The following is a 24323-nucleotide window of genomic DNA, read 5'->3' as shown; positions in this document are numbered from 1 at the left end:
GATGGCAATTTTTGGCGTTGTGGTGATGGACTGCGCTGCGTCGATGGGTGTTGCGTTTTCCTAATTGCTGGCAAGGACCTTCGGATATTTTTGCAATGACTGCGTGGATGGTCCGCCTTCGCGGACCATGACAAGCGATATATTGCGCAGGAATACAAAGGGTTAGGTTGCGTTCGTTTCATCGCCAGCGCGAAAGTCCGCGCGAAATTGCCAGCCATTCCCCGCTGTTCGTTCGCCCTGTCCCGCAGTGTGTCGTGTCGTGTGGAGAATGGCAACCAGCGCCGAAGTGTCGACGATCATTTCGGCAGACCGCCTTCGTCATAGAGCAATTCGGCATGATCGACATAAGGACGCTCCAGGAGCGCGGACGCACGCCGGGAAATGTCGACAAGTTCGGCGACGCTGGCGCGAGACTGGCGGGCCTCGATTTGCGCCAGCCGCTCGCGCAACGCTTGCGTCACCACATGCGTCATGCTCTCGCCGGTCGCCTCGGAAATCGCCTTGGCCAGCCGATGCGCTTCTGGATCTTTGATGTTCAGTCCCATGCGATCAGCCCTTCTACCATTCAGCCCATATTTCTACCATTTTGCGTGATGCCCCACCACCCCGTCCCCCTATCAAATCCTTTCACTTCGCAGCTGCGATAAACCCTCCCTTTACCATGATGTGCGCAGACTCACTTTCAGGGAACAGGAAGTTCCTCAAGTTGTGTGAGTTGTAAGCGTATGATTACCCGCCAATATCGCCCGTCCTGGCTGCGTCGTCTCGTGCTCCCGGGCGTGACAGCCGTCTTTCTTGGCTATTTTGGCTACCATGCCGTCAATGGCGAATATGGCATGGTCGGGCGCGAACGCCTGGAAACCAGGACGCGGGAACTCAACGCCGAGCTCTCCCGTCTCGATGCGGAAAAGTCCAATCTTGAGAGCCATGTCAAGCTGTTGCGGGCCGAGAGTCTCGACCAGGATATGGTCGACGAGCGCGCGCGCATCGAACTCTCCGTGGTCAATCCCAACGAGGTCGTGATCATGGATTTCGATCGTATTGCAGCGCAAAAGAATTGATTTCCCGGTAACTTATGTGAATAAACCGGATTTCAGTTAATCGACATGTCGAGCACTGCGAGCCGTGCATGCGTGGCATGCAAGACAGTGATTGACTCGTACCCCGTTTTACCGTTCCGTCTTGTCCCTACGAGAAAACGCATATCTCGGGAGGGACACATATGGCTGTTCGACCGCAAGCTGAGAAGCGCACCCGCGCTCCGGCTGCCGCCAAGGCTGGCGCAAAGCCGTCCAAGGCTCAGCAGAACCCCGTGAATTATCAGGTCGCCGACTTCTCCAAGGACGAGGAGCTCAAGGCCTATCACGACATGCTGCTGATCCGCCGCTTCGAAGAAAAGGCCGGCCAGCTCTATGGCATGGGCCTGATCGGCGGCTTCTGCCACCTCTACATCGGCCAGGAAGCGGTCGTCGTCGGCATTCAGATGTGCCTGCGGGAAGGGGCTGACCAGAACACCACCTCCTACCGCGACCACGGTCACATGCTCGCCTGCGGCATGGACCCCAAGGGCGTGATGGCCGAGCTCACGGGCCGCAAGGGCGGTTATTCCAAGGGCAAGGGCGGCTCCATGCACATGTTCAGCAAGGAGAAGCAGTTCTTCGGCGGTCATGGCATCGTCGGCGCCCAGGTGCCGATCGGCGCCGGCCTGGCGCTCGCCAACCAGTATCGCGGCAACGACAACGTCTCCGTCGTCTATTTCGGTGACGGCGCCGCCAACCAGGGCCAGGTCTACGAGACCTTCAACATGGCGCAGCTGTGGAAGCTCCCGGTGATCTTCGTCATCGAGAACAACCGCTATGCCATGGGCACCTCGGTCAGCCGCGCCTCGGCCCAGACCGATTTCGCCAAGCGCGGCGACGCCTTCAACATTCCGGCCGAGCAGGTCGATGGCATGGATGTGCGCGCCGTCAAGGCTGCCGCCGAACGCGCCACCGAATGGTGCCGCACCGGCAATGGTCCCTATATCCTGGAAGTGCAGACCTACCGCTATCGTGGTCACTCCATGTCCGACCCGGCGAAATATCGCTCCAAGGACGAAGTGCAGAAGATGCGCGACGAGCGCGACCCGATCGAGCAGGTCCGCAAGCGCCTGATCGACAATGGCTGGGCCACCGAAGACGACCTCAAGGCCGTCGACAAGGATGTGCGCGCCGTCGTCACCGAAGCCGCCGACTTCGCCTCGTCTGATCCCGAGCCGGACGTGTCCGAGCTCTGGACCGACATTCTTATCTGATCAAGCGGTGAGGTTCTGACATGGCTATCGATATTCTGATGCCGGCTCTCTCGCCGACGATGGAAGAGGGCAAGCTGGCCAAGTGGTCCAAGAAGGTGGGTGACGTGGTCAAGTCCGGCGACGTGATCGCCGAGATCGAGACCGACAAGGCCACCATGGAAGTGGAAGCGGTGGACGAGGGCGAGATCGTCGAGATCCTCGTGCCCGAAGGCACCGAAGGCGTGAAGGTCAACGCCGTCATCGCCCGCATCGCCGGCGAAGGCTCGTCGGCCAAGCCCGCTCCGGCCCCTGAGGCGGCCTCCGCGCCGGCCCCGGCTGCTGCTCCGGCCACCGTTGCCGCCGCTCCCGTTGCGGTCGTGGTTGCCGCCGATCCGGCCATTCCCGCCGGCACGGCCTATGTGCCGATGACCGTTCGCGAAGCGCTGCGCGAGGCCATGGCCGAGGAAATGCGCTCCGATGGTGACGTGTTCATCATGGGCGAGGAAGTCGCCGAGTATCAGGGCGCCTACAAGATCACCCAGGGTCTCCTGCAGGAGTTCGGTCCCAGGCGCGTTGTCGACACCCCGATCACCGAGCATGGCTTTGCCGGCATCGCCGTCGGCGCCGCTTTCGGCGGGCTGAAGCCGATCGTCGAGTTCATGACCTTCAACTTCGCCATGCAGGCGATCGACCACATCATCAATTCCGCCGCCAAGACGCTCTACATGTCCGGCGGCCAGATGGGCTGTTCGATCGTCTTCCGCGGTCCCAACGGTGCCGCCGCCCGCGTCGGCGCCCAGCACAGCCAGGACTATGCCGCCTGGTACAGCCAGATCCCCGGCCTCAAGGTGGTCATGCCCTACACGGCAGCCGACGCCAAGGGCCTGCTCAAGGCAGCGATCCGCGATCCCAATCCGGTGATCTTCCTCGAGAACGAGATCCTCTACGGCCAGACCTTCGACGTGCCGAAGCTCGATGACTTCGTGCTGCCCATCGGCAAGGCCCGCATCCACAAGCCGGGCAAGGACGTCACCATCGTCTCCTTCGGCATCGGCATGACCTATGCGGTCAAGGCCGCCGCCGAACTCGCCGGCCTCGGCATCGACGCCGAGGTGATCGACCTCAGGACCATCCGCCCGATGGACCTGCCCACCGTGATCGAGTCCGTCAAGAAGACCGGTCGCCTCGTCACCATCGAGGAAGGTTGGCCGCAGGGCTCGGTCGGCGACTACATCGCCAACCGCGTCAGCCGCGAGGCCTTCGACTATCTCGACGCTCCGGTGATCACCATCGCCGGCAAGGACGTGCCGATGCCCTACGCCGCCAATCTCGAAAAGCTCGCGCTGCCCACGGTGGCCGAGGTCGTCGAGGCGGTGCGCGCCGTAACCTATCGCTGAGGGGAGGGGATAGATGCCGATCAAGATTCTCATGCCGGCGCTCTCTCCGACCATGGAGAAGGGCAATCTGGCCAAGTGGAACGTCAAGGTGGGTGACAAGGTCAAGTCCGGCGACGTGCTCGCCGAGATCGAGACCGACAAGGCCACCATGGAAGTCGAAGCCGTCGACGAGGGCGTCGTCGCCAAGCTGGTCGTCGAGGCCGGCACTGCCGACGTGGCCGTCAACGACGTGATCGCCATCCTCGCCGAAGACGGGGAAGACGTGGCCGCCGCCGCTGCGGCGACGGGGACAACTGCCCCCGCGCCGGCCGCTGCGACACCGGAACCGGCTGCGCGACAAAACAGCGACATTGGCGCCGCCCCCATCGGGGCCGCGAGCGTCGTTTCCGCGACATCCGCGCCGGACCGCATCTTCGCCTCGCCGCTCGCCAAGCGTGTGGCCAAGGAGAAGGGCATCGACCTCAAGGCCGTCGCCGGCTCGGGTCCGCGTGGCCGCATCATCCTGCGCGACGTCGAAAGCGCCAAGGCGGCTCCGGCTCCGGCCGCAGCTTCCGCGCCTGCCGCCGCTCCGGCGGCGAAAGCGCCTGTTGTTTCAGGGGCTTCCGACGAGCAGATCCTCAAGCTCTTCGAGCCGGGCAGCTATGAGCTGATCCCGCATGACGGCATGCGCAAGACCATTGCCCGCCGTCTCACCGAGTCCAAGCAGACCGTGCCGCATTTCTATGTCACGGTCGACTGCGAGCTCGACGCGCTCCTGGCGCTGCGGGCCCAACTCAATGATTCTGCTACGACAATCGACGGCAAGCCGACCTACAAGCTCTCCGTCAACGACATGGTCGTCAAGGCCTATGCCCTGGCGCTGAAGTCCGTTCCGGACGCCAACGCCTCCTGGACCGAAGGCGGCATGCTCAAGCACAAGCACGCCGACGTCGGCGTCGCCGTGTCGATCCCCGGTGGTCTGATCACCCCGATCATCCGCCATGCCGAAGAGAAGTCCCTGTCCGTGATTTCCAACGAAATCAAGGATTTGGCCAAGCGGGCCAAGGATCGGAAGCTCAAGCCCGAAGAGTATCAGGGCGGCACGACCTCGGTCTCCAACCTCGGCATGTACGGCGTCAAGGACTTCGCCGCCGTCATCAACCCGCCGCACGCCACCATCCTGGCCGTCGGCGCCGGTGAACAGCGCCCCGTCGTCAAGGGCGGACAACTGGCGGTCGCCACCGTGATGAGCGTCACGCTTTCGACGGACCACCGTGCGGTCGACGGAGCGCTCGGTGCCGAATTGCTCAAGGCATTCAAGGGCTTCATCGAGAAGCCCTTCTCGATGCTGGTGTGATTTGATGCGGTAAGTGAACGCGGGTTGTGCCTTGTAAACGGCTCGCGTTCACGTTATGATCTCATCGGAATGGAGGGCGCCAGATGTCTGAAGTCACCGATGTGATCATGCCGGTCCTGCGCAACATTCAGATGGAAGTCGCAGGATTGAAGCGGGAAATTTCCGGATTGACCGACAAGGTTGGTGCGCATGGACAAACCCTTGAGTCCATTCAGCATTACATCACCTCCGCCATCGGTCTGCACAGTGAAAACAAGGTCGACATCGAGACCTTGAGCGAATGGAAAAAGGACGTCGAGCGTCGTCTGGCCCTGCTGGAACAGCAGAAGAATTGAGGAATACGGGTCGTCTTCCTCTTCCGGTCAGTTGATGACGCTGTGGCGCCGCCTTACCTGGAAGGAAGACGTCTTTCATGTCCAATTATGACGTGATCATCATCGGTGCCGGCCCCGGCGGCTATGTCACCGCCATCCGTTCGGCCCAGCTCGGTTTCAAGACCGCCGTGGTCGAGGCCAAGCACCTCGGCGGCATCTGCCTTAACTGGGGCTGCATCCCCACCAAGGCGCTGCTGCGCTCGGCGGAAATCTATCACTACGCCCAGCATGCCGACGCCTATGGCCTTAAGATTGAAGGGCTTTCCTACGATCCCGCCGCCATCGTCAAGCGCTCGCGCGGCGTCTCCTCGCAGCTCAACACCGGCGTCGGCGGCCTGCTCAAGAAGAACAAGGTCGACGTGATCTGGGGTCGCGCCACCGTTCAGGCCGGCGGCAAGGTTGCCGTCACCGCCTCCGAGGCTCCCGCCCCCCGCGGCGCCCTCGGTGCCGGCGAATACTCGGCCAAGCACATCATCGTCGCCACCGGTGCTCGCCCGCGTGTCCTGCCCGGCCTTGAGCCCGACAAGAAGCTGGTCTGGACCTATTTCGAAGCCATGGTGCCGGAGACCATCCCGAAGCGTCTCCTGGTCGTCGGCTCGGGTGCCATCGGCATCGAATTTGCCAGCTTCTACAAGACCATGGGCGCCGACGTCACCGTCGTCGAGGTGATGAGCCAGGTCATGCCGGTCGAGGATCACGAGATCGCCGAGATCGCCAGGAAGCGCTTCGAGAAGCAGGGCCTCAAGATTCTGCTGGAGGCCAAGGTCACCGGCCTCAAGAAGGGCGCCGACGAGGTCACCGCCACCATCGAACTCAAGGATGGCTCCAAGCAGGAAATGACCGTGGACCGCGTCATCTCCGCCGTTGGCGTCGTTGGAAACATTGAGAATTTGGGCCTTGAAGCCCTCGGCGTGAAGACCGATCGCGGCTGCGTCGTGACCGACGGTCTCGGCCGCACCAACGTGCCCGGCCTTTATGCCATCGGCGACGTTGCCGGCCCGCCGATGCTCGCCCACAAGGCCGAGCACGAAGGTGTGCTGACCATCGAAGCCATCGCCGGCAAGCACGTCCATCCCATGGACAAGCGCAAGATTCCGGGCTGCACCTACTGCAATCCGCAGGTCGCCTCTGTCGGTCTCACCGAGAAGAAGGCCAAGGAAGCCGGTTACGACATCAAGGTCGGCCGCTTCCCCTTCATCGGCAACGGCAAGGCCATCGCGCTCGGCGAGCCGGAAGGCCTCGTGAAGACCATCTTCGACGCCAAGACCGGCCAGTTGCTCGGTGCTCACATGATCGGCGCGGAAGTCACTGAACTCATTCAGGGTTTCGTCGTCGCCATGCAGTTGGAGACCACCGAGGAAGACCTGATGCACACGGTCTTCCCGCATCCCACCCTCAGCGAGATGATGCACGAAAGCGTGCTCTCCGCCTACGGCCGCGCGATCCACATCTGATCGCGCAAGGTCTGACGATCTGGACCACGAGGGGGCAGGTGAAGGCTTGCCCCCTTTTTCTATGCGCTTGTCATTTTTCAGGCGCATAATTGCAATCATGCAATTTTTCGTCGTGACTTGCAGGAAATGACCATAAACAGACCGTAAACCATGTTCAGGGGTGATTATCCCCGCCCAAACTGACCTATGGCCGTGCTTCTGCGTTGGGTCATCGGCCAAGGCAAGGACGTTGGTGCGGCTGCCCCTGGAGGGTCATGCCCGCCCATTCAAGGAAGAACAGGAGCGTCAAATGTCGTCCCAATCGCTGATCATGTGGATTGTTATCGGCCTCGTTGCCGGCTGGCTTGCGAGCTTCGTCGTTGGTGGCGGTGGGCTGATCCGCTACCTGATTTCCGGCCTCATCGGCTCCTTCGTCGGCGGCCTGATCCTGCAGTGGACCGGCCTCAACATCCCCGTCGCCAGCCCCTTCATTCGCGATGTGCTGGTCTCCGCCATGGGCGCGATCGTGGTCATCCTCATCGCCCGTGCAGTGGTCTGACAGCGGAATCATCTTGAGATATCAAAGGGGCGCTGAGGGGATATCCTCGGCGCCCCTTCGTCGTTCAGCCTCGGCCGCGATAGCCGGCAACGCCCTGGTCGGGCACCCACACGCCCTCGGGCGCGGTGCCGGTCTGCCAGAAGACGTCGATGGGAATGCCGCCGCGCGGATACCAGTAGCCGCCAATTCTCAGCCAGCGAGGCTGCAGGAGCGAGGTCAGCGCCTTGCCGATTTCCACCGTGCAGCCCTCATGGAAGGCGCCGTGGTTGCGGAAGCTGAACAGATAGAGCTTGAGGCTCTTGGATTCCACCAGCCAGTCGCCCGGCACGTAATCGATGACCAGATGCGCAAAGTCCGGCTGTCCGGTCACCGGACAGAGCGAGGTGAATTCCGGCGCGGTGAATCGCGCCACATAATTCACATCCGGATGCGGATTGGGGACCTTGTCCAATACTCCGGCATCGGGATGATCCGGGATGGCGGAAGGCTTGCCAAGCTTGACGCTGGCGGGGTCGATGGCTGTCAACGGTAGCACTCCTGATCAGCCCGGCTAACGGAGGAAGTCCGTTTTTTCCGGGCAAAAGTGATGTCTCGACATGAGCGCGCGAGCTAAATCCTGCCGCGCACGGCGCGTCAAGAGACGCCCTCGAATCCCTCCTGAAGCGCCTCGGGTGTGGGAACGATTTCAAATAACGCCATCCGTGCCTTTTCGCATCTTTGCAGCGTCATCTTTGGGGGGTATAGAACCGGCGGGCGAAGCAGATTTTCACCGGTTTCACAACGGAGCTTACCTCTATGACAGCCATCATCGATATCGTCGGGCGTCAGATTTTCGACAGCCGCGGCAACCCCACCGTTGAAGTGGACGTGACCCTCGAAGACGGCGCCTTTGGCCGCGCCGCCGTGCCGTCGGGCGCCTCCACCGGTGCGCACGAGGCTGTCGAACTGCGCGACGGCGGCAGCCGTTACCTCGGCAAGGGCGTGACCAAGGCCGTCGACGCCGTCAACGACGAGATCTTCTCGGCCATCTCCGGCCTCGACGCCGAAGACCAGCTGCACATCGACAAGACCATGATCGAGCTGGACGGCACCCCGAACAAGGCCCGCCTCGGCGCCAACGCCATCCTCGGCGTCTCGCTTGCCGTTGCCAAGGCTGCCGCTGAATCGGCCGGCCTGCCGCTCTATCGCTACGTCGGTGGCCCGAACGCCCACGTCCTGCCGGTTCCGATGATGAACATCATCAACGGCGGCGTGCATGCCGACAACCCGATCGACTTCCAGGAATTCATGATCCTTCCGGTGGGCGCCGACTCCATCGCCGACGCCGTCCGCATCGGCACGGAAGTGTTCCACACCCTGAAGTCGGGCCTCAAGAAGGCCGGCCACAACACCAACGTCGGTGACGAAGGCGGCTTCGCCCCGAACCTCGGCTCGGCCACCGAAGCGCTCGACTTCATCGTCGCTTCGATCGAGAAGGCTGGCTTCAAGCCCGGTCAGGACGTCTACCTGGGCCTCGACTGCGCCTCGACCGAGTTCTTCAAGGACGGCAAGTACCACTATGAAGGCGAAGGCGTTGTCCGCTCGATCGAAGAGCAGGTCGCCTACCTCGCCAAGCTGGCCGCCAACTATCCGATCATCACTATCGAAGACGGCATGTCCGAAGACGATTGGGAAGGCTGGAAGCTCCTGACCGACACCATCGGCAAGACCTGCCAGCTGGTCGGCGACGACCTGTTCGTCACCAACTCGACCCGCCTGCGCCGTGGCATCAAGGCCGGTACGGCCAACTCGATCCTCGTCAAGGTCAACCAGATCGGCTCGCTGTCCGAGACGCTCGACGCCGTGGAAACCGCCCACAAGGCCGGCTACACCGCCGTCATGAGCCATCGTTCGGGCGAAACCGAGGACTCGACCATTGCCGATCTCGCGGTTGCCACCAACTGCGGCCAGATCAAGACCGGCTCGCTGGCCCGTTCGGACAGAATCGCCAAGTACAACCAGCTGATCCGCATCGAGGAACAGCTCGGCCCGCAGGCTTCCTACGCCGGCCGCTCGATCCTCAAGGGCTGATTGCTTCTGTGATTGCAAACAAGAAGGGCTCGGGAGACATCCCGAGCCCTTTGTCATTGAACTGCTATCGACTTCGGCCGAGCTACGCCTCTCGGCGCACGGCCTAGCCTCAGGCCGCCCTGTTGGCGCCCTGCTTGCTCAGGGAGACAATGCGGGCACATTCGCCGGCAGAGAGCTTCTCGGCAAAGGCAACACCAAAGAAGTCGCCGTTTACCCAGGCAACTGTGCCGTCAACGGTCCGTCCGATCGGCAGATCGACACGCAAACCATCACCCACGTCGAGCGGCAGGCGGCACTTGATCTTGAGACCGCTTTGGCTGACGTCACACATCCTGGCCTCGACCGATTGGCCTTGCGCACTGATCTGGCAGGGCAGGGCAACTTCGGTCCGGACCGACTTGCGGCGATCGGCCCGGTCCATGGCGTTGCGAATGATCATCGGCACTTCTTGGCGCAGCGCATGTGACGATTGTTCAATGGTGGTGGCGACGTCGTTGACTTGTATTGCCACGCCATATGACTCGGTGATGGCCGATTCCACGGTTGCGGCATGGTCGGCTACTTCGCTGACGGCGACATTGGCAGCACGGATCGACTCTGCAAAGCCGTGAACCGTATCTCGCTGTCCCTGCACCTGTTGCAGCATTCCGACTGTGGCGTTCTCCAGGCTCACCACGTTTGAGTTGATCGCCTGCAACGCACCGACGACCTGGCTGGTCGCCGACTGGATCTCCTCGATCTTGGCCGTCACTTCCTGGGTGGAGCGCTCCGTCTGAACGGCAAGTGACTTCACTTCATTGGCGACAACGGCAAAGCCCCGACCGGCGTCACCGGCACGTGCGGCCTCGATGGTGGCATTGAGCGCCAGCAGATTGGTCTGCGCGGCAATCGAAGAGATGACCGAGACAATCTGCCCGATGTCGTTGGCGGCCTTGGACAGAGCCTCGACGGTCGTCTGCGAAGCGGAAGCGGCCTCCAGCGCTCCTCGGCTGATCTCTGCGTTGCGCTCGATCTGTTTGGATATGGTGCCGACCGTGGTGATTACCTGATCGGAGAGCTGCATGGCTCTGTGGTTGAGCTCGGAAGAGGTCTTTGATGCATCGGCAATGGCCTGGGAAGCCAGCCGCGCTTCAGATAGCCGGCTCGACATGTCGCTTGCCTGCGAGCGCATCCGTTCCGAACCCCCAACCACGTCTTCAAGACCGATGTCGGTGGAGCGTTCCACTTCCTCGGCCATCTTGATGAGGATGGAGCGGCGCTGCTCGTCTTCGCGCACTTGATCTTCTTCACGCGCCTTGGCCAGAGCCGCAAGTTCGGCGGCCTGTTCAGCGAGGCGGTGCTCAAGCTTGATCGCATCAAGCTTGGCTTGAGCGGCGCTTCTGCGTAGCAGGAACCAGACGAACGCCATGGTCGCGGACGCGAAAAGGATCACACCGTAGCCGATCCAGGAAAAGGTGCGGATGAAGCTCACATCGGCGCTGTTCAGGAAGTCGTCGTTCGGACGGCCGACCCATAGCTGCCAGGGATTGGCCGAGTCCGCGGACGGGATCTGCAGAACCGTAGAGAAGGCAAGGCTCGGATCCGGCTGGGCCTTGACGACATAGTCTGCGGAGGCGGTCACCTGACCAGGGTCCCTGGACGACGCCACATAATGATAGCCGGCGTTGACCAGCGCAAAGTCCTTGTTCGGCAGCAGATCCTGCAGCGCCCCATCGAGGATGATTGCCGCAACCACGCCGTTGAACTTCTTGTTGTCATCAAAAGTGGGCACGGTGAAGAGCATGCCGGAACGCCCCTTGTCGTCGGTGGCCGACGTCATGCGGGAGTTGTCGCAGGTGATCACCTGCGGTCCGCTCAGCATCGGCACATTGATGCCGACCGCCTCGGAAATCTCCGGAATCTGCGACTTGAACTGGGCAATCTGGTTGACCAGGAGGCGATACTCTTCGTCCTCAAGTTCCGGAACAGCTGCAATGGCGGGATCCTGAGGCGCCCCGCTTTCCTTGGCCTTGCCAAAGGCCGGGATCAGCTCGTCGAACATCAAGGACGGCGTCTCGGGAGCACCGGTAACTGGATCGACCTTTGCGGGATCGAAGGATGCCGGGACAAGGTAAACTTCGGACACCGACACCGACGACGCCAGATTGTTGTAGATCTGCTGAATGGACTCGCGCGCGTCATTATCCAGGTTTTCGCCATGCCGCTGCAGCTTGCGCACGCTTGGCAAGAAGGAAATGGTGCGGATGTTGCGATAGACGCTGACGAGCGATGACTCGATGCGATCGCGAGCAAGGTCGGCGTTGGCCGTCTCCCGTTCGCTGTAGGCGTGTAAGGCGCCCTGCATGTCAAGCGTCGCCTTGTGTGCAACGAAGCCGGCTGCCCCCAAGCCGCAAAGACCAATAAAAACATATCCAAAGAACGTCTGACGATCCATTTTTCCTACCCGCTATGAACCTGGGCGAATGTTTGAATCTGAGACCTTTATGAATTGTTTAAATGTGATGCGTGAGTCAGGAATTAGATGAAAATAGTTCTTTTCTGGGTTGTAATTCTCCCGACGGGGAGATGAAGGGGGAAGTTCACAATTGTCCGGAAAATACAATGAAAGCAATATGATATTGCTTTTCTTCCTTGGGGTGCCGGCGGGGCGCTGCCCCACCGGTGATCCAGGTGTCAAACTTAACGGTTGAGGCGAGCTCCGCTGTCCGAGCCAAAGAAATGCAACTTATCCGATGCGATGGCGATTTCGACCGTGTCGGAAAGGGGCTCGCTCGGCGAAATGGCCATTGTCAGCTGCTGCCCCTCCACGGTGCCATGCACGAGACGTTGCGCTCCGAGTTCCTCGATGTAGCTGATCTTCAGGCTGACGCCAGACGACGCGTCCCTGGCAAGAGTGACGTCCTCCGGGCGAACACCCAGGGTGACGGCGCCGGCGATCCCCTCGGGCGCACAGGAGGCAACCCGCGTCTGGCCGACCCGGATATCCTGCCCGGAAACTTCAGCCGGCAGGAGGTTCATCGCTGGTGAGCCGATGAACCCTGCCACGAAGGTGGAGGCCGGCGCGTGATAGACCTCAAGCGGTGTGCCGATCTGCTCGATCTGGCCGCCATTGAGCACCACCAGCCGGTCGGCCAGGGTCATGGCTTCCAGCTGATCATGGGTCACATAGACAGCCGTGGTGCCGAGCCGGCGCTGCAGCTGGCGGATCTCGCCGCGCATGGAGACGCGCAGCTTTGCGTCGAGGTTGCTGAGCGGCTCGTCGAACAGGAAGGCGTCCGGCTTGCGCACGATGGCACGCCCCATGGCGACGCGCTGGCGCTGTCCGCCGGAGAGGGCCCGCGGCTTGCGGGTGAGATAGGGTTCCAGCTGCAGCATGCGCGCGGCTTCCTGCACGCGCGCCTCGATCTCGCTCTTGGGCGTGCCGTGATTGCGCAGGCCATAGGCGAGATTTTCATAGACCGACATATGCGGGTAGAGCGCGTAGTTCTGGAACACCATGGCGATGTTCCGGTCGGCGGGGTCGAGCTTGTTGACCACGCGTTCGCCGATGGTGATCGTGCCGGACGTGATGGTTTCAAGGCCGGCGATCATGCGCAGCAGCGTGGACTTGCCGCAGCCCGACGGCCCCACGAGCACGATGAACTCGCCATCGGCGATGTCGAGGTCGACACCCTTGACCACTTCCAGATTGCCCGCATAGGTCTTGCGGACGGCTTCGAGGTGAATGCGGCCCATTGCGGCCTCCTTGACTGAAGAATGAAACGGACGGACAGCGCGCGGCAGGCGCGCCGGTCGGTCACTTGTCGCTTTCGGTGAGGCCCTTGATGAACCAGCGCTGGAACAGGATCACCACGAGAACCGGCGGCACGACGGCGAGGATCGCCAGCGCCATGGCTTCGTTGTAGGCCGGGATCTGATTGCCGCCGACCCACACCTGCAGGATCTGCTTGATGCCGCGGACAATGGTGAAATAGTGCTCGTCCGTCGTCATCAGGGTCGGCCAGAGATACTGGTTCCAGCCATAGACGAACATGATGATGAACAGCGCCGACATCATGGTGGTGGAGAGTGGCACCAGGATGTCGATGAAGAACTTGAACGGCCCGGCGCCATCGATGCGGGCGGCCTCAAGCAACTCGTCCGGCACCGACTTGTAGAACTGGCGGAAGAAGAACGTTCCGGTCGCCGAGGCGATCAGCGGTACGATCATGCCCGCGTAGCTGTTGAGCAGGCCGAACTTCTGCACCACTTCGTAAGACGGGATGATGCGCACCTCGAGCGGCAGCAACAGCGTCGAGAAGATCAGCCAGAACACCGCCGTCGCAAAACGGAAGCGGAAATAGACGATGGCATAGGCGGCCATCATCGAGATGACGATCTTGCCGATCGCAAAGCCGAGCCCGAGGATGAGCGAGTTCCAAAGCATTGTCAGTCCGGTGACTTCCTTGGTGAAGCCGCCGGAGTGAGCCAGCACCTTGTCATAGGTCGGCACGAACCGGTCACCAAAGGTGAACTGCAGTCCGCTCATGTAGATGTCCACCGAGTCATGGGTGGACGTGAGAAAGGCAACCACCAGCGGCCCCATCATGATGACGGCGCCGAGGATCAGGATGAGGTGGTCCCAGATCGTGACTTTGCGCAACTTGGCTCTCCGTCAGTTGTAGTGGACGCGCCGCTCGACAAAGCGGAACTGCACGATGGTGAGAGCGAAGACGACGATCATCAGAACGACCGACTGGGCCGAGGAACCGCCAAGATCGTTGCCGCGGAAGCCGTCGGCATAGACCTTGTAGACCAGCGTCACCGGGTTGTTGGCCGGCTCGTTTTTGGTCATCACGTCCACAAGGCCGAAGGTGTCGAACATGGCATAGGTGATGTTGATCACCAGCATGAAGAAGCCGGTCGGGGCGAGCAGGGGGAAGGTCACCGTCCAGAAGCGCTTGAAGGACGAGCGGCAGTCGATGCTGGCTGCTTCCTGAACCGCCTTGGGAATGCTCTGCAATCCCGACAGGAAATAGATGAAGTTGATCGGGATCTGGTTCCAGACCGCCGCAACCACCATGGCGAAGGCCGTGTCGTAATAGTTGACGCCAACCCGCATGTCCCAGCCGAAGTCATGGGCGAGATGGGTGAAGGGGCCGATGTTCACGTCGAACAGCATGGCACCGATCAGACCGGTAACCGGCGGTGCGACGGCGTAGACCCAGATGATCAGCGTCTTGTAGACGGTCGCACCCTTGACCACCTTGTCCGCCTTGACCGCCAGGAGCAGCGACAGGCTGAGCGCGAAGAAGGCCACCAGGAAGGTGAAGACAGCGGTGAAGGCCGCGGCCTTGAAATACTCCGGATCGCTCAGGATCGTCTTGAAATTGTCCAGGCCCACGAAAGTGGAGCCAAAGCCAAAGGGATCCTCAAGGTAGAAGGAGGACCGGATTGCCTCGCCGGCAGGCCAGAGGAAGAACAGGCACACAATGGTGAGCTGCGGCAGCAGCAGCACATAGGGTACCCATCGGGATTGGAATTGCACGCGTTTCATTGAGGATGACGCCCGCTGAGGTCTTGATGCAGGAAAAGGCGCAAGGGGGAACCTTGCGCCTTGTTGCTTTTGCTGAAGCGGTCGGGGCCTTTGACGACCCCGAACCTATCGGCCTCAGTTGCTGGCAGCGGTGGTCTTGGCGAACTTCTCGAGCAGGGCGTTGGAGTCCGTCTCGATGGTCGCAAAGGCAGCGTCGACGCTCTCGTCGCCGTTGAGCAGCTTGACGAACTCGCGGTTCATCACGTCGCGGATCTGGACGTAGAAGCCCATGCGATAGCCCTTGTCCCACTCGGCACCCGGCAGCGACAGCTGCTTGATGCCGGTCTCGGCGTCGGGGGTCTTGGCATAGTAGCCGTCGGCCTTGGCCAGCTCATAGGCCGCCTTGGTCACCGGAACGTAGCCGGTTTCCTTGTGCCAGTAATACTGGATTTCCGGCGAGGTCAGGAAGGAGAAGAACTTGGCGGTGCAGGCGTTCTCGGCAGCCGCCTTGCCCGACATGGCAAACAGGGCAGCGCCACCGATGAAGCTGTGGACGCCGGCGCCCTTGATCGAACCCCAATAGGGCAGGAAGGTCGAGCCGAAGGGCATGCTGGCCGTCTTGGCGAGACCGCCAAAGGCGCCCGACGAGGCGAGGAACAGGGCGACCTTGCCTTCTTCGAAGGGCTTCTGGTTGTCCGGGCCGGGCACGCCGTAGAAGCCGAACCAGCCCTTGTCCTTCCAGTCCTTCACATGGGTCCAGTGCATCTTGATCTCGGGCGTGTTGATCAGGATCTTGGTACCCTCGGCACCCTTGTAGCCATTGTCATTGCTGGCAAACTGGACGTTGTTGCGCGAGAAGAAGTTCTCGACGAAGATCCAGGGCATGTGCGACTGCACCAGCGGCACATAGCCGGCGTCCTTGAGCTTCGGCGCAATCGCTTCAAACTCTTCCCAGGTCTTCGGCGGCTCGACGCCAGCCTTGGCCAGGGCTTCCTTGTTGAAATACATGATCGGCGACGACGAGTTGAAGGGCATGCCGATGAACTTGCCCGAGGCGTCGGCGTAGAAGTTGCGCACGCCGTCGATATAGTCGTCCGGATTGAGCTTCACGCCTTCCTGCTCCAGCAGGTCCTGCGCCGGGATGACGGCACCCTTGGCGTTGATGATCGTGGCCGAACCGGCGTCGAACACCTGCAGGATGTTCGGTTGTTCGCCGGCGCGGAAGGCGGCGATGCCGGCCGTCAGCGTCTCTTCATAGGTGCCCTTGAAAGCCGGAGTCAGGTGGCAGTCGGCCTGCGAGGCGTTGTAGCGGTTGGCGATTTCGTTGACGACGTCGCCGAGCTTGCCGCCCATGCCGTGCCACCAGGTGATCTCGGTGGCGGCAAGAGCCGTGTTGGACAGAAGAGCGAGCGAAATGCTGAAGGAAACCAAGCGCTTGATCATACGGGCTATCCCAGGGTCAGAGAAAACGATGGGGCAGGGATAGTGGCGCTGCATGACACTTGCGCAAAGGAAACATGACAGAATTATCAATGCCTGCACCCGGAAAGCGGAAGGGCAGGGAGCGGGTACACGCAAAGCTGAGCCGGATAAACCGCCTCCACTCCACAATACGAAGGGGTAATGTGCCGGCGCATTTGCCGGATTCGCGCGGCTGGGATATGGACGGTCAGTGTCAGTTACCGCCAGAGGCATCATGCAGCCCAACGCTATCGCCCCAGATCCCGTCAGATCCGTTCTGGGTGTGGACAAGTCCGCGCTCGGCCGCCCCTGGCGCGATCGCCTCGGTGAGCGGCGGGCGGCATTGGCCCGGCAGATTGCCCAGAAAACCGGGCTTCCCGACATTGTCGCCCGCCTTCTGGCGGCGCGGGATGTGGCGGCCGAAGAAGCGGAAGCCTACCTCAATCCGTCACTTAAGTCCTTGATGCCAGACCCTTTTGTGCTGACGGGGATGGAGGCGGCGGCCGGCAGGATTGCCGATGCGGTGAAGCGGGGAGAACAGATCGCCGTCTTTGGGGACTATGACGTTGACGGCGCCACGTCGGTTGCGATTTTCACAAGATATCTCAAGGCCTTGGGGCTGAAGCCGAATGTCTACATCCCCGACCGTCTGGCCGACGGTTACGGGCCGAACCCGCGCGCCGTTGGGGAGCTGGCCGCAGCGGGAGCCACGCTGCTGGTGACGCTCGACTGCGGCACGTCGAGTTTCGAAGCCTTTGAAGAAGCTCGCCGTTTGGGTCTCGACGTCGTCACGCTCGACCACCATCAGGCAGGTGTCGAGCTGCCACCGACTGTGTCTCTGGTCAATCCCAACCGCCAGGACGATCTCTCGGGCCTGGGTTACATCGCTGCCGTGGGTGTCACGTTTATGTCGCTCGTGGCGCTCAATCGCGAGCTCAGACGTCGCGGTTTGTTCGCACATGTAACAGAGCCCGATCTCCTCGCGCTGCTCGACCTCGTGGCGTTGGGTACGGTGTGCGACGTCGTCCCGCTCATCGCTCTCAACCGGGCTTTCGTGACGCGCGGACTGCACGTCATGAAGGCGCGCACCAATCGAGGGCTTGCGGCTTTGGCCGACGTGGTGAAGCTCAGTGGCCCGCCGACCCCCTATCACCTCGGTTTCATGCTGGGGCCGCGGATCAATGCCGGGGGCCGCATCGGCGACTCGGCCCTGGGCGCCAGGCTGCTGGCGATGGACGATCCCGTCGAAGCCGGGCGCATCGCTGTCGAACTTGATCGCCTCAACCGCGAACGCCAGGTGCTGGAGGCCGAAGCGCTCGACCAGGCGGAAGCCATGGTGGCCGTTGAAATCGGCGGGCGGGCACCATCGATCATTGTGGCGGCGTCCAGCGACTGGCATCCCGGTATTGTCGGCCTGGTGTCGGCGCGCCTCAAGGAACGCTATCGCTGCCCCGCCTTTGCCATTGCAATTGGCGAAGACGGCAAGGGCGCTGGCTCCGGTCGCTCCATCCCGGGCGTCGACCTGGGATCGGTCGTCCGCGCGGCCGTCGACATGGGGCTGCTGGTCAAGGGTGGCGGTCACAGCATGGCGGCTGGCCTCACCATCGAAACTGGCCGCATCGCCGAGTTCCGCGCCTATGCTGAAACGCAGGTGGAAAGCGGTGTCGCCGCCGCCCGCGCCGCCGAAGCCCTGGAAGTGGACGGCGCCCTGACCGCCGACGGTGCAACGGTGCAGCTGATCGAGACCATGGAGCGCGTCGGCCCCTTCGGTTCGGCCCAGCCCGAGCCGTTGTTCGTCTTCCCGGCGCACAAGGTGATCTACGCTGATGTGGTCGGGCAGAACCATCTGCGTCTCACCATCGCCTCTGCCAACGGCGGCAAACTCAAGGCCATGGCCTTCCGCGCTGCCGACCAGCCGCTCGGCGATTTCCTGATGAAGTCGCGTGGTGCCCCGGTCCATATAGCCGGCCATCTCGGACTGGATCACTGGCAGGGTGAGCCGAGGGTGCAGCTGCGCGTGGTGGATGCTGCCCCCGTGGGGCGGGGACTTTGACCGCGTTTTGGGACGCGTTGAACCACGTCCTCGAATTGCCATGATCGCGGTGATACCTTGTTTGCAGCGATTTTCATTCGGGTTGCGGCTCCCCGGCTTTGCCGATAAGCTCGCGACCAATCGTTTGCTGATTTGTTTTTTTGGTTTGTCTGGATTCCGCGCGTCCCGGGGGATGGAACCGCCGGAAGTCCATGTTGGCGGGAGCTTTCACAATGTTGAATTTGAAGTGGACCGGGCGTCTCGCGCGCGTCGTGCTGCTGTCTTCGCTTGCCTTTGCTGCCTTTGGTGGTGTGGCGAGCGTGGAGGCGGGGCAGCGCAAGGCGGTGATCACCGAGGGTGCCGACTATTTCGGCCGCGATCTCGGCACCGTGAAGGACGTCAGCCTTGAGGATTGCCAAAAGGCGTGCGTCGACGACAAGGAGTGCGTCGGCTTCACCTACAACAGCAAGGCGCGCTGGTGCTTCAAGAAGTCCGAGATCGGTGATCTGCGCAAGTTCGCCGGTGCTACCTCTGGCAAGATCGTTGAAACCGACGAGCCCGATGTCAATGTGGAGGATACCCGCCTCTCCGAAATCGAGTTCGTGCCGCAGGATTACATCGACGCCGCCCGCCAGCTCTTCGGTGACGTGACCAGTCAGGCCGTCAAGGAAAAGCTCGACAAGCTCAATGCCGCTGCCGACAAGGCCATAGACGCCGGCAACAACCTGGACGCTGCCAATGCGCTGCGCAAGGCGCTGGCTCTCGATCCGGAGAACGGCTCGCTCTGGTCCAAGTTCTCCGATCAGGCCATTCTCGTTCAGTCCAACGACTATAATGTCCGCGACAAGATGGTCACCGAATCCACCGGTGCGGCCATCAACGCCTATACCCGCGCCACCACGGTCGATGCGCAGGTTGAAGCACTCAACTCCCTCGCCAACAGCTTCGTGACGCGCGAGCTGTGGGATTTCGCCATCAAGACCACCCGCTACCGCTTGTCGCTGCAGGACGATGACGCCTGGCGCAAAGCCTATGAGAAATGGGTGGCCGAACACGGCTTCCGCGTCACCGACAATTCGGTCGACACGGAGTCGGCGACGCCGCGCATCTGCGTACAGTTCTCCCAGTCGATCAACTCCTCCGATCCCAACATCACCAGCTACATGTCGGTGGAAGGCGGGGACCAGTTGGATATCGAAGCCTCGGCCGACCAGCTATGCGCCGTCGGCGTGCAGTTCGGCAATCGCTACCATGTGACGGTTCGCCAGGGCCTGCCGGCGCTCGACACGGAAGAGAGCCTGCTCAAGACCGTCGAGCTCGACATCTATGTCCGCGATCGTGATGCGTCCATGCACTTCATGGGCAAGGGCTACGTGCTGCCCAAGGGGCCGGACGCAACCATTCCCATTGCCTCCGTCAACGTTGATACGCTGGACGCCCAGGTTCTGAAGGTTGGCGACCGCAATCTGGTCAACCTCATCGGCGAGGAGCGTTTTCTGAGCCAGCTCGGCTCATGGGACGTTGACGAGATCACCTCCAAGCAAGGCAAGGAGATCTGGAAGGGGACGGTTTCGGTCAAGCGCGACACCAACAAGGAAGTGGTCACCGCCATTCCCGTGGGTGAGCTGGTCAAGAAGCTGGAGCCCGGTGTCTATGCGCTGACCGCGCGCGATGCGGCCAGCAAGGACGAGTATGACGTCGGTGCCACCCAGTGGTTCGTGGTGTCGGACTACGGCCTGTCCACCATGAGCGGCAACGATGGCCTGCATGCCGTCATCCGTTCGCTGTCGACCGCCAAGGCCATCTCCGGTGTCGAGCTGACGCTGCTGGCCACCAACAATGACATCCTTGGCAAGGCCACCACAGACGACAACGGCTATGCCCATTTCGACGCCGGCCTGATCAAGGGGACCGGTGGCGAGGCTCCCGCCGTGCTGCTTGCCATGGGCAAGGACGAAGACTTCGCCTTCATCGACCTCAACAAGGCCGCCTTCGATCTCTCCGACCGCGGCGTGGAGGGCAGGGCGCCTCCCAAGCCGGTGGACGTGTTCGTCACCTCCGAACGCGGCGTCTATCGCCCCGGCGAGACGGTGAACCTCACGGCACTGGCGCGTGACGCGGCAGCTGCGGCCACCGATCAGGTGCCGCTGACGCTGGTGGTCAGCCGTCCCGACGGCAACGAGTTCCTGCGCCGCGTGGTCGACGATCAGGGCGCCGGCGGCCGGTCGCTGTCCTTCGATCTGCCTGGTGAGGCCCAGCGCGGCACCTGGCGCGTCGCCGCCTATACCGACCCCAAGGGCGAGTCGATTGCCGAGACGTCCTGGCGTGTCGAGGACTTCCAGCCCGAACGCATCGACTTCACGGTCAAGACGGATGCCAAGGTGCTGCATTCGGGCGAGTCTGTTGACGCGACCCTGAAGGCCGACTGGCTCTATGGTTCTCCGGCGGCCAATCTCGCCATCGAGGGCGAGGTCTATGTGACCCCGGCCGAAAGCATCCCCACGGCTCCTGGCTATCGCTTCGGCCTTGCCGACGATGAGTTCACGCCCATTGCCGAGAATGTGCAGTCCGACGGCACCGCCGAAGACGGCACCGCCACCGTGACGCTGGTGACGCCGGATGTGTCGGAGACCACGCGCCCGCTGCAGGCGGCGGTGCATATTCGTGTGCTCGACACCAACGGTCGCCCGGTGGAGCGCCGGATGACCATGCCGGTCTCCGATGGGCGCACGCGCATCGGCATCAAGCCGCAGTTCGCCGACAACATGGTGGACGAGAACGGCAACGCCCGCTTCGACGTGATGGCGCTTGACGGCGACAACAACCCCACTGCAGCTGAGAAGCTGAACTGGACCCTGTCGCGCGTCACCACCTCCTATCAGTGGTACCGCCAGGACGGTTCGTGGGACTATCATGCCGTCAAGTCGACGGAGAAGGTTGCGGAAGGTACCGTCGACGTGACCGCCGACGCGCCGGCCAAGATCGAGGCTCCGGTGAAGTGGGGTGAGTATGAGCTCGACGTGGCCGATGCCGACGACGAGCTTGTTCCTGTCTCCACCACCTTCGAAGCCGGCTGGTATGTGCCGGTGACGGCAGAGGACACGCCGGACCTGCTCAAGGTCTCGCTCGACAAGCCGCGCTACAAGATCGGCGACACGCTGACGGCTCACCTTGAGTCCAAGTTCGGCGGCGTGGCCGTGGTGTCGGTGGTCGACGACCGCTTGATCACCATGAAGACGGTGGAAGTGGCTGAGGGCGGCGCCAGCGTCGAACTGCCGGTTACGTCTGAATGGGGCCCCGGCGCCTACGTTTCGGCCATGCTGCTGCGTCCGCTCGACATGCAGGCCAAGCGCATGCCCTCGCGGGCCATCGGCCTTACCTGGGCCACCGTCGATCCGGGCGATCGTCTGCTCGGCGTCAACATCGACGCGCCCATGGAAATGCGGCCGCAGAACGATCTCAAGGTCGACGTGAAGGTGGACGGCGTTCGCGCTGGCGAAGACGCCTATGTGACGGTGGCTGCCGTCGACGTGGGCATCCTCAATCTCACCCAGTTCGCGCCTCCGGCTCCGGAGGACTGGTATTTCGCCCAGCGTCAGCTCGGCATGGAGTTCCGCGACGTTTATGGTCAGCTGATCGACACCACCATCGGTGCCCTCGGTCAGGTGCGCACCGGCGGTGACGGCGGTGGCATTTCCAAGCTGCTTGGACCGCCGCCGACCGAACGCCTCGTCGCCTTCTATCAGGGCGTCACCAAGGCAGGTGCCGACGGCATGGTGCATGCGTCCTTCAAGATGCCGGACTTCAACGGCACCGTGAAGGTGATGGCGATCGCCTGGTCGAAGACCGGCGTCGGTCACGGCTCACGCGATGTATTGGTGCGCGACCCCGTGGTGATCCAGGCCTCGCTGCCGAACTTCCTCGCGCCCGGCGACCGGTCGCGCCTGCAGCTGAACCTGACGCATGTGCAGGGTCCGAGCGGCGCCTTCAAGCTGGACGTCACCGCTGCCGGTTCGCTGGTGGAAGTGGACGACAAGCTCGCCCACAAGACCATCGAGCTTGCCGACAAGGGCAAGGCGGAGGTGCTGATTCCGATCTCCGGCAAGGCGGTCGGCGATGAGACCATCACCGCTTCGCTCACCGGGCCGGACGGCACGGTGCTCACCAAGACGCTGACGCTCGGCGTGCGCAACAACGAGCCGCCGGTCGTGCGCGTCTCCGACGTGTCGCTGAAGCCGGGTTCCGGCAAGATCACGCTCAACGGCGATCTCCTCGCCGACATGCAGCCCGGCACCGGCTATGCGACGGTGACGGTCGGCACGGTGGCGGGCATCGATTTGCCGGGTCTCGTCCATGAACTCGACAAATACCCCTATGGCTGCACCGAGCAGACCACCAGCCGCGCGCTGCCGCTCGTCTATCTGGACGACGTCATCCTCGCCGCCGGTCTCAGTTCGGAAGAGCCGGTGCGCGATCGCGTGCAGGGCGCCATCGAACGCGTCCTGGTCAACCAGGGTTCGGACGGCTCCTTCGGCCTGTGGTCGCCGGGCGAGTCGCAGGATCTGTGGCTCGACGCCTTCGTCACCGACTTCCTGACCCGCGCCAAGGAGAAGAGCTACGACGTTCCGCCGGTCGCCTTCGATCTGGCGGTGACCAACCTGAAGAACCGCGTCGCCTATGCCTCCGACTTCACCAACGGCGGCGAGGACGTGGCCTATGGCCTCTATGTGCTGGCCCGCAATGGCCGCGCGTCCATCGGTGATCTGCGTTACTACGCCGAGACCAAGCTCGACAGCTTCGGCACGCCGCTGGCGCGCGCGCAGCTGGGCGCCGCTCTGGCTCTCTATGGTGACGCGCAGGGCGCTTCGAACGTGTTCCGTTCGGCCCTCGGCCTCCTGGCCGATCATCCGGACAAGGCCCGCAGCTGGCGCACCGACTACGGCTCCGACCTGCGCGACAGCGCTGCCATCCTGGCGCTGGCCTCCGAATCCCGCCTGACGTCCGTCGACTTCGAGGATCTCAGCCGGCAGGTCGGCCAGCTCTACAAGGACAGCAGCTACACCTCGACGCAGGAACAGGCCTGGATGCTGCTGGCCGCCAACGCCATGCTCAAGGACGGCCTGAAGCCGGTCCTCGATGTCAGCGGCGAAAAGCATGAAGGCGTGTTCACCGCCAGCTACGGCGCCGGCAAGCTCGCCTCGTCCGACGTGGTGGTGGCCAATGCCGGCTCCACGGCCGTCAACGCCCGCATCACCGTGCAGGGCGTGCCGGTCAAGCCCGATCCGGCCGGCGGCAACGGCTACAGCCTGAGCCGCACCTTCTATGACCTGGAAGGCAACCAGATCGACCCGGCCGCGGTGCCGCTCGGTCAGCGCATGGTGGTGGTGCTCGACGTCACCTCGACCGAAAGCGCCTGGGCTCACCTGATGATCGACGATCCGCTGCCCGCTGGCTTTGCCATCGACAATCCGTCGCTGGTGCGTTCGGGCGACGTCAGTGGTCTCGACTGGCTGAGCACGCTCGACAGCGCGGCCCATGTGGAATACCGCACGGACCGCTTCACCGCCGCCGTCGACCTGTCAGGCAACACCTCGCAGTTCCAGTTCGCTTACATGGCCCGCGCCATCGCCCCCGGCAGCTTCAACCTGCCGGCCGCGACGCTTGTCGACATGTACCGTCCGGAAAAGCAGGCCCGCACCGACGCCGGCAAGGTGGAGGTCGTCGGCGCGCTTCAGTAAGCGCCGGCCTCAAATAGAAACGACCAGCAGGGCGGGCCTCGGGTCCGCCCTACGCATTTTTGCTAGATTTGATGCGGAGACGATCTTTTTAAAGCATCCTGGATCTGCAAGGATGTCCGCAGGCGTCGAGGGGAGG

17 protein-coding genes are annotated in these 24323 nt (G+C 62.5%); 10 read left to right on the top strand and 7 right to left on the bottom strand.

The window, feature by feature from the left end; all coding sequences use genetic code 11:
- Positions 1-296: 296 nt before the first annotated feature.
- Complete coding sequence (locus L2I41_RS13560; protein WP_237154105.1) at positions 297-545, bottom strand: type II toxin-antitoxin system VapB family antitoxin; 249 nt, start codon at positions 543-545, stop codon at positions 297-299.
- A 180-nt stretch (positions 546-725) separates the two neighbouring features.
- On the opposite strand from L2I41_RS13560, the gene L2I41_RS13555 reads away from it, so the two are divergent.
- The 7 genes from L2I41_RS13555 to L2I41_RS13525 all read left to right on the top strand — a co-directional run bounded on the left by L2I41_RS13555 (position 726) and on the right by L2I41_RS13525 (position 7371).
- Positions 726-1061: an FtsB family cell division protein gene (locus L2I41_RS13555; protein ID WP_237154104.1), complete on the top strand. Its 336-nt coding sequence runs from the start codon at positions 726-728 to the stop codon at positions 1059-1061.
- A gap of 161 nt (positions 1062-1222) precedes the next feature.
- Positions 1223-2293, top strand: coding sequence for a pyruvate dehydrogenase (acetyl-transferring) E1 component subunit alpha (gene pdhA, locus L2I41_RS13550; RefSeq protein ID WP_237154103.1), 1071 nt, complete (start codon positions 1223-1225; stop codon positions 2291-2293).
- 20 nt (positions 2294-2313) lie between these two features.
- Complete coding sequence (locus L2I41_RS13545) at positions 2314-3669, top strand: pyruvate dehydrogenase complex E1 component subunit beta (RefSeq protein ID WP_237154102.1); 1356 nt, start codon at positions 2314-2316, stop codon at positions 3667-3669.
- A 13-nt stretch (positions 3670-3682) separates the two neighbouring features.
- On the top strand, positions 3683-5005 hold the full coding sequence (locus L2I41_RS13540) for a pyruvate dehydrogenase complex dihydrolipoamide acetyltransferase (RefSeq protein ID WP_237154101.1): 1323 nt from the start codon (positions 3683-3685) through the stop codon (positions 5003-5005).
- A gap of 83 nt (positions 5006-5088) precedes the next feature.
- The gene (locus tag L2I41_RS13535) at positions 5089-5340 is read left to right on the top strand and encodes a hypothetical protein (protein WP_237154100.1); all 252 of its coding nucleotides are present in this window, start codon (positions 5089-5091) and stop codon (positions 5338-5340) included.
- Positions 5341-5417: 77 nt separating this feature from the next.
- Positions 5418-6833 carry a dihydrolipoyl dehydrogenase gene (gene lpdA, locus L2I41_RS13530; RefSeq protein ID WP_237154099.1) on the top strand — a complete coding sequence of 472 codons (1416 nt, stop codon included), beginning with the start codon at positions 5418-5420 and terminating at the stop codon, positions 6831-6833.
- 289 nt (positions 6834-7122) lie between these two features.
- Positions 7123-7371: a GlsB/YeaQ/YmgE family stress response membrane protein gene (locus L2I41_RS13525; protein ID WP_237154098.1), complete on the top strand. Its 249-nt coding sequence runs from the start codon at positions 7123-7125 to the stop codon at positions 7369-7371.
- A 64-nt stretch (positions 7372-7435) separates the two neighbouring features.
- Here the strand turns inward: L2I41_RS13525 and queF are convergent, their stop codons facing one another.
- A complete protein-coding gene (gene queF, locus L2I41_RS13520; protein ID WP_390634216.1) occupies positions 7436-7849 on the bottom strand; it encodes a preQ(1) synthase in 414 nt (137 codons plus the stop codon).
- Between the two features lie 317 nt (positions 7850-8166).
- On the opposite strand from queF, the gene eno reads away from it, so the two are divergent.
- On the top strand, positions 8167-9441 hold the full coding sequence (gene eno, locus L2I41_RS13515; protein WP_237154097.1) for a phosphopyruvate hydratase: 1275 nt from the start codon (positions 8167-8169) through the stop codon (positions 9439-9441).
- Between the two features lie 109 nt (positions 9442-9550).
- Here the strand turns inward: eno and L2I41_RS13510 are convergent, their stop codons facing one another.
- From L2I41_RS13510 to L2I41_RS13490, 5 genes are all read right to left on the bottom strand, one after another.
- On the bottom strand, positions 9551-11785 hold the full coding sequence (locus L2I41_RS13510; protein ID WP_237154096.1) for a methyl-accepting chemotaxis protein: 2235 nt from the start codon (positions 11783-11785) through the stop codon (positions 9551-9553).
- A gap of 335 nt (positions 11786-12120) precedes the next feature.
- Positions 12121-13176: a sn-glycerol-3-phosphate import ATP-binding protein UgpC gene (locus L2I41_RS13505; RefSeq protein ID WP_237154095.1), complete on the bottom strand. Its 1056-nt coding sequence runs from the start codon at positions 13174-13176 to the stop codon at positions 12121-12123.
- A 61-nt stretch (positions 13177-13237) separates the two neighbouring features.
- Positions 13238-14083 carry a sn-glycerol-3-phosphate ABC transporter permease UgpE gene (ugpE, locus tag L2I41_RS13500; protein WP_255720210.1) on the bottom strand — a complete coding sequence of 282 codons (846 nt, stop codon included), beginning with the start codon at positions 14081-14083 and terminating at the stop codon, positions 13238-13240.
- Between the two features lie 12 nt (positions 14084-14095).
- Positions 14096-14977: an ABC transporter permease subunit gene (locus tag L2I41_RS13495; RefSeq protein ID WP_237154094.1), complete on the bottom strand. Its 882-nt coding sequence runs from the start codon at positions 14975-14977 to the stop codon at positions 14096-14098.
- Between the two features lie 114 nt (positions 14978-15091).
- Positions 15092-16399: an extracellular solute-binding protein gene (locus tag L2I41_RS13490; protein WP_237154093.1), complete on the bottom strand. Its 1308-nt coding sequence runs from the start codon at positions 16397-16399 to the stop codon at positions 15092-15094.
- A 253-nt stretch (positions 16400-16652) separates the two neighbouring features.
- Between L2I41_RS13490 and recJ the strand changes: the two genes are divergently transcribed.
- Together recJ and L2I41_RS13480 are read left to right on the top strand one after the other, a co-directional pair.
- Complete coding sequence (gene recJ / locus L2I41_RS13485) at positions 16653-18470, top strand: single-stranded-DNA-specific exonuclease RecJ (protein ID WP_237154092.1); 1818 nt, start codon at positions 16653-16655, stop codon at positions 18468-18470.
- Between the two features lie 212 nt (positions 18471-18682).
- Positions 18683-24187 carry an alpha-2-macroglobulin family protein gene (locus tag L2I41_RS13480; protein ID WP_237154091.1) on the top strand — a complete coding sequence of 1835 codons (5505 nt, stop codon included), beginning with the start codon at positions 18683-18685 and terminating at the stop codon, positions 24185-24187.
- The last annotated feature ends 136 nt before the right edge of the window (positions 24188-24323 follow it).

This window comes from Oryzibacter oryziterrae (assembly GCF_021864535.1).
GTDB lineage: Bacteria > Pseudomonadota > Alphaproteobacteria > Rhizobiales > Pleomorphomonadaceae > Pleomorphomonas > Pleomorphomonas oryziterrae.
The sequence above is the reverse complement of the archived record's forward strand: the minus strand, read 5'-3'. Positions and strand labels throughout refer to the sequence as shown.

Excerpts from the sequence above, each read along its gene's own strand:
- L2I41_RS13560 (WP_237154105.1), bottom strand. The coding sequence starts at position 545 with ATGGGACTGAACATCAAAGATCCAGAAGCGCATCGGCTGGCCAAGGCG.
- L2I41_RS13555 (WP_237154104.1), top strand. The coding sequence starts at position 726 with ATGATTACCCGCCAATATCGCCCGTCCTGGCTGCGTCGTCTCGTGCTC.
- pdhA (WP_237154103.1), top strand. The coding sequence starts at position 1,223 with ATGGCTGTTCGACCGCAAGCTGAGAAGCGCACCCGCGCTCCGGCTGCC.
- L2I41_RS13545 (WP_237154102.1), top strand. The coding sequence starts at position 2,314 with ATGGCTATCGATATTCTGATGCCGGCTCTCTCGCCGACGATGGAAGAG.
- L2I41_RS13540 (WP_237154101.1), top strand. The coding sequence starts at position 3,683 with ATGCCGATCAAGATTCTCATGCCGGCGCTCTCTCCGACCATGGAGAAG.
- L2I41_RS13535 (WP_237154100.1), top strand. The coding sequence starts at position 5,089 with ATGTCTGAAGTCACCGATGTGATCATGCCGGTCCTGCGCAACATTCAG.
- lpdA (WP_237154099.1), top strand. The coding sequence starts at position 5,418 with ATGTCCAATTATGACGTGATCATCATCGGTGCCGGCCCCGGCGGCTAT.
- L2I41_RS13525 (WP_237154098.1), top strand. The coding sequence starts at position 7,123 with ATGTCGTCCCAATCGCTGATCATGTGGATTGTTATCGGCCTCGTTGCC.
- eno (WP_237154097.1), top strand. The coding sequence starts at position 8,167 with ATGACAGCCATCATCGATATCGTCGGGCGTCAGATTTTCGACAGCCGC.
- L2I41_RS13510 (WP_237154096.1), bottom strand. The coding sequence starts at position 11,785 with ATGCAGGGCGCCTTACACGCCTACAGCGAACGGGAGACGGCCAACGCC.
- L2I41_RS13505 (WP_237154095.1), bottom strand. The coding sequence starts at position 13,176 with ATGGGCCGCATTCACCTCGAAGCCGTCCGCAAGACCTATGCGGGCAAT.
- L2I41_RS13495 (WP_237154094.1), bottom strand. The coding sequence starts at position 14,977 with ATGAAACGCGTGCAATTCCAATCCCGATGGGTACCCTATGTGCTGCTG.
- L2I41_RS13490 (WP_237154093.1), bottom strand. The coding sequence starts at position 16,399 with ATGATCAAGCGCTTGGTTTCCTTCAGCATTTCGCTCGCTCTTCTGTCC.
- recJ (WP_237154092.1), top strand. The coding sequence starts at position 16,653 with ATGCAGCCCAACGCTATCGCCCCAGATCCCGTCAGATCCGTTCTGGGT.
- L2I41_RS13480 (WP_237154091.1), top strand. The coding sequence starts at position 18,683 with ATGTTGAATTTGAAGTGGACCGGGCGTCTCGCGCGCGTCGTGCTGCTG.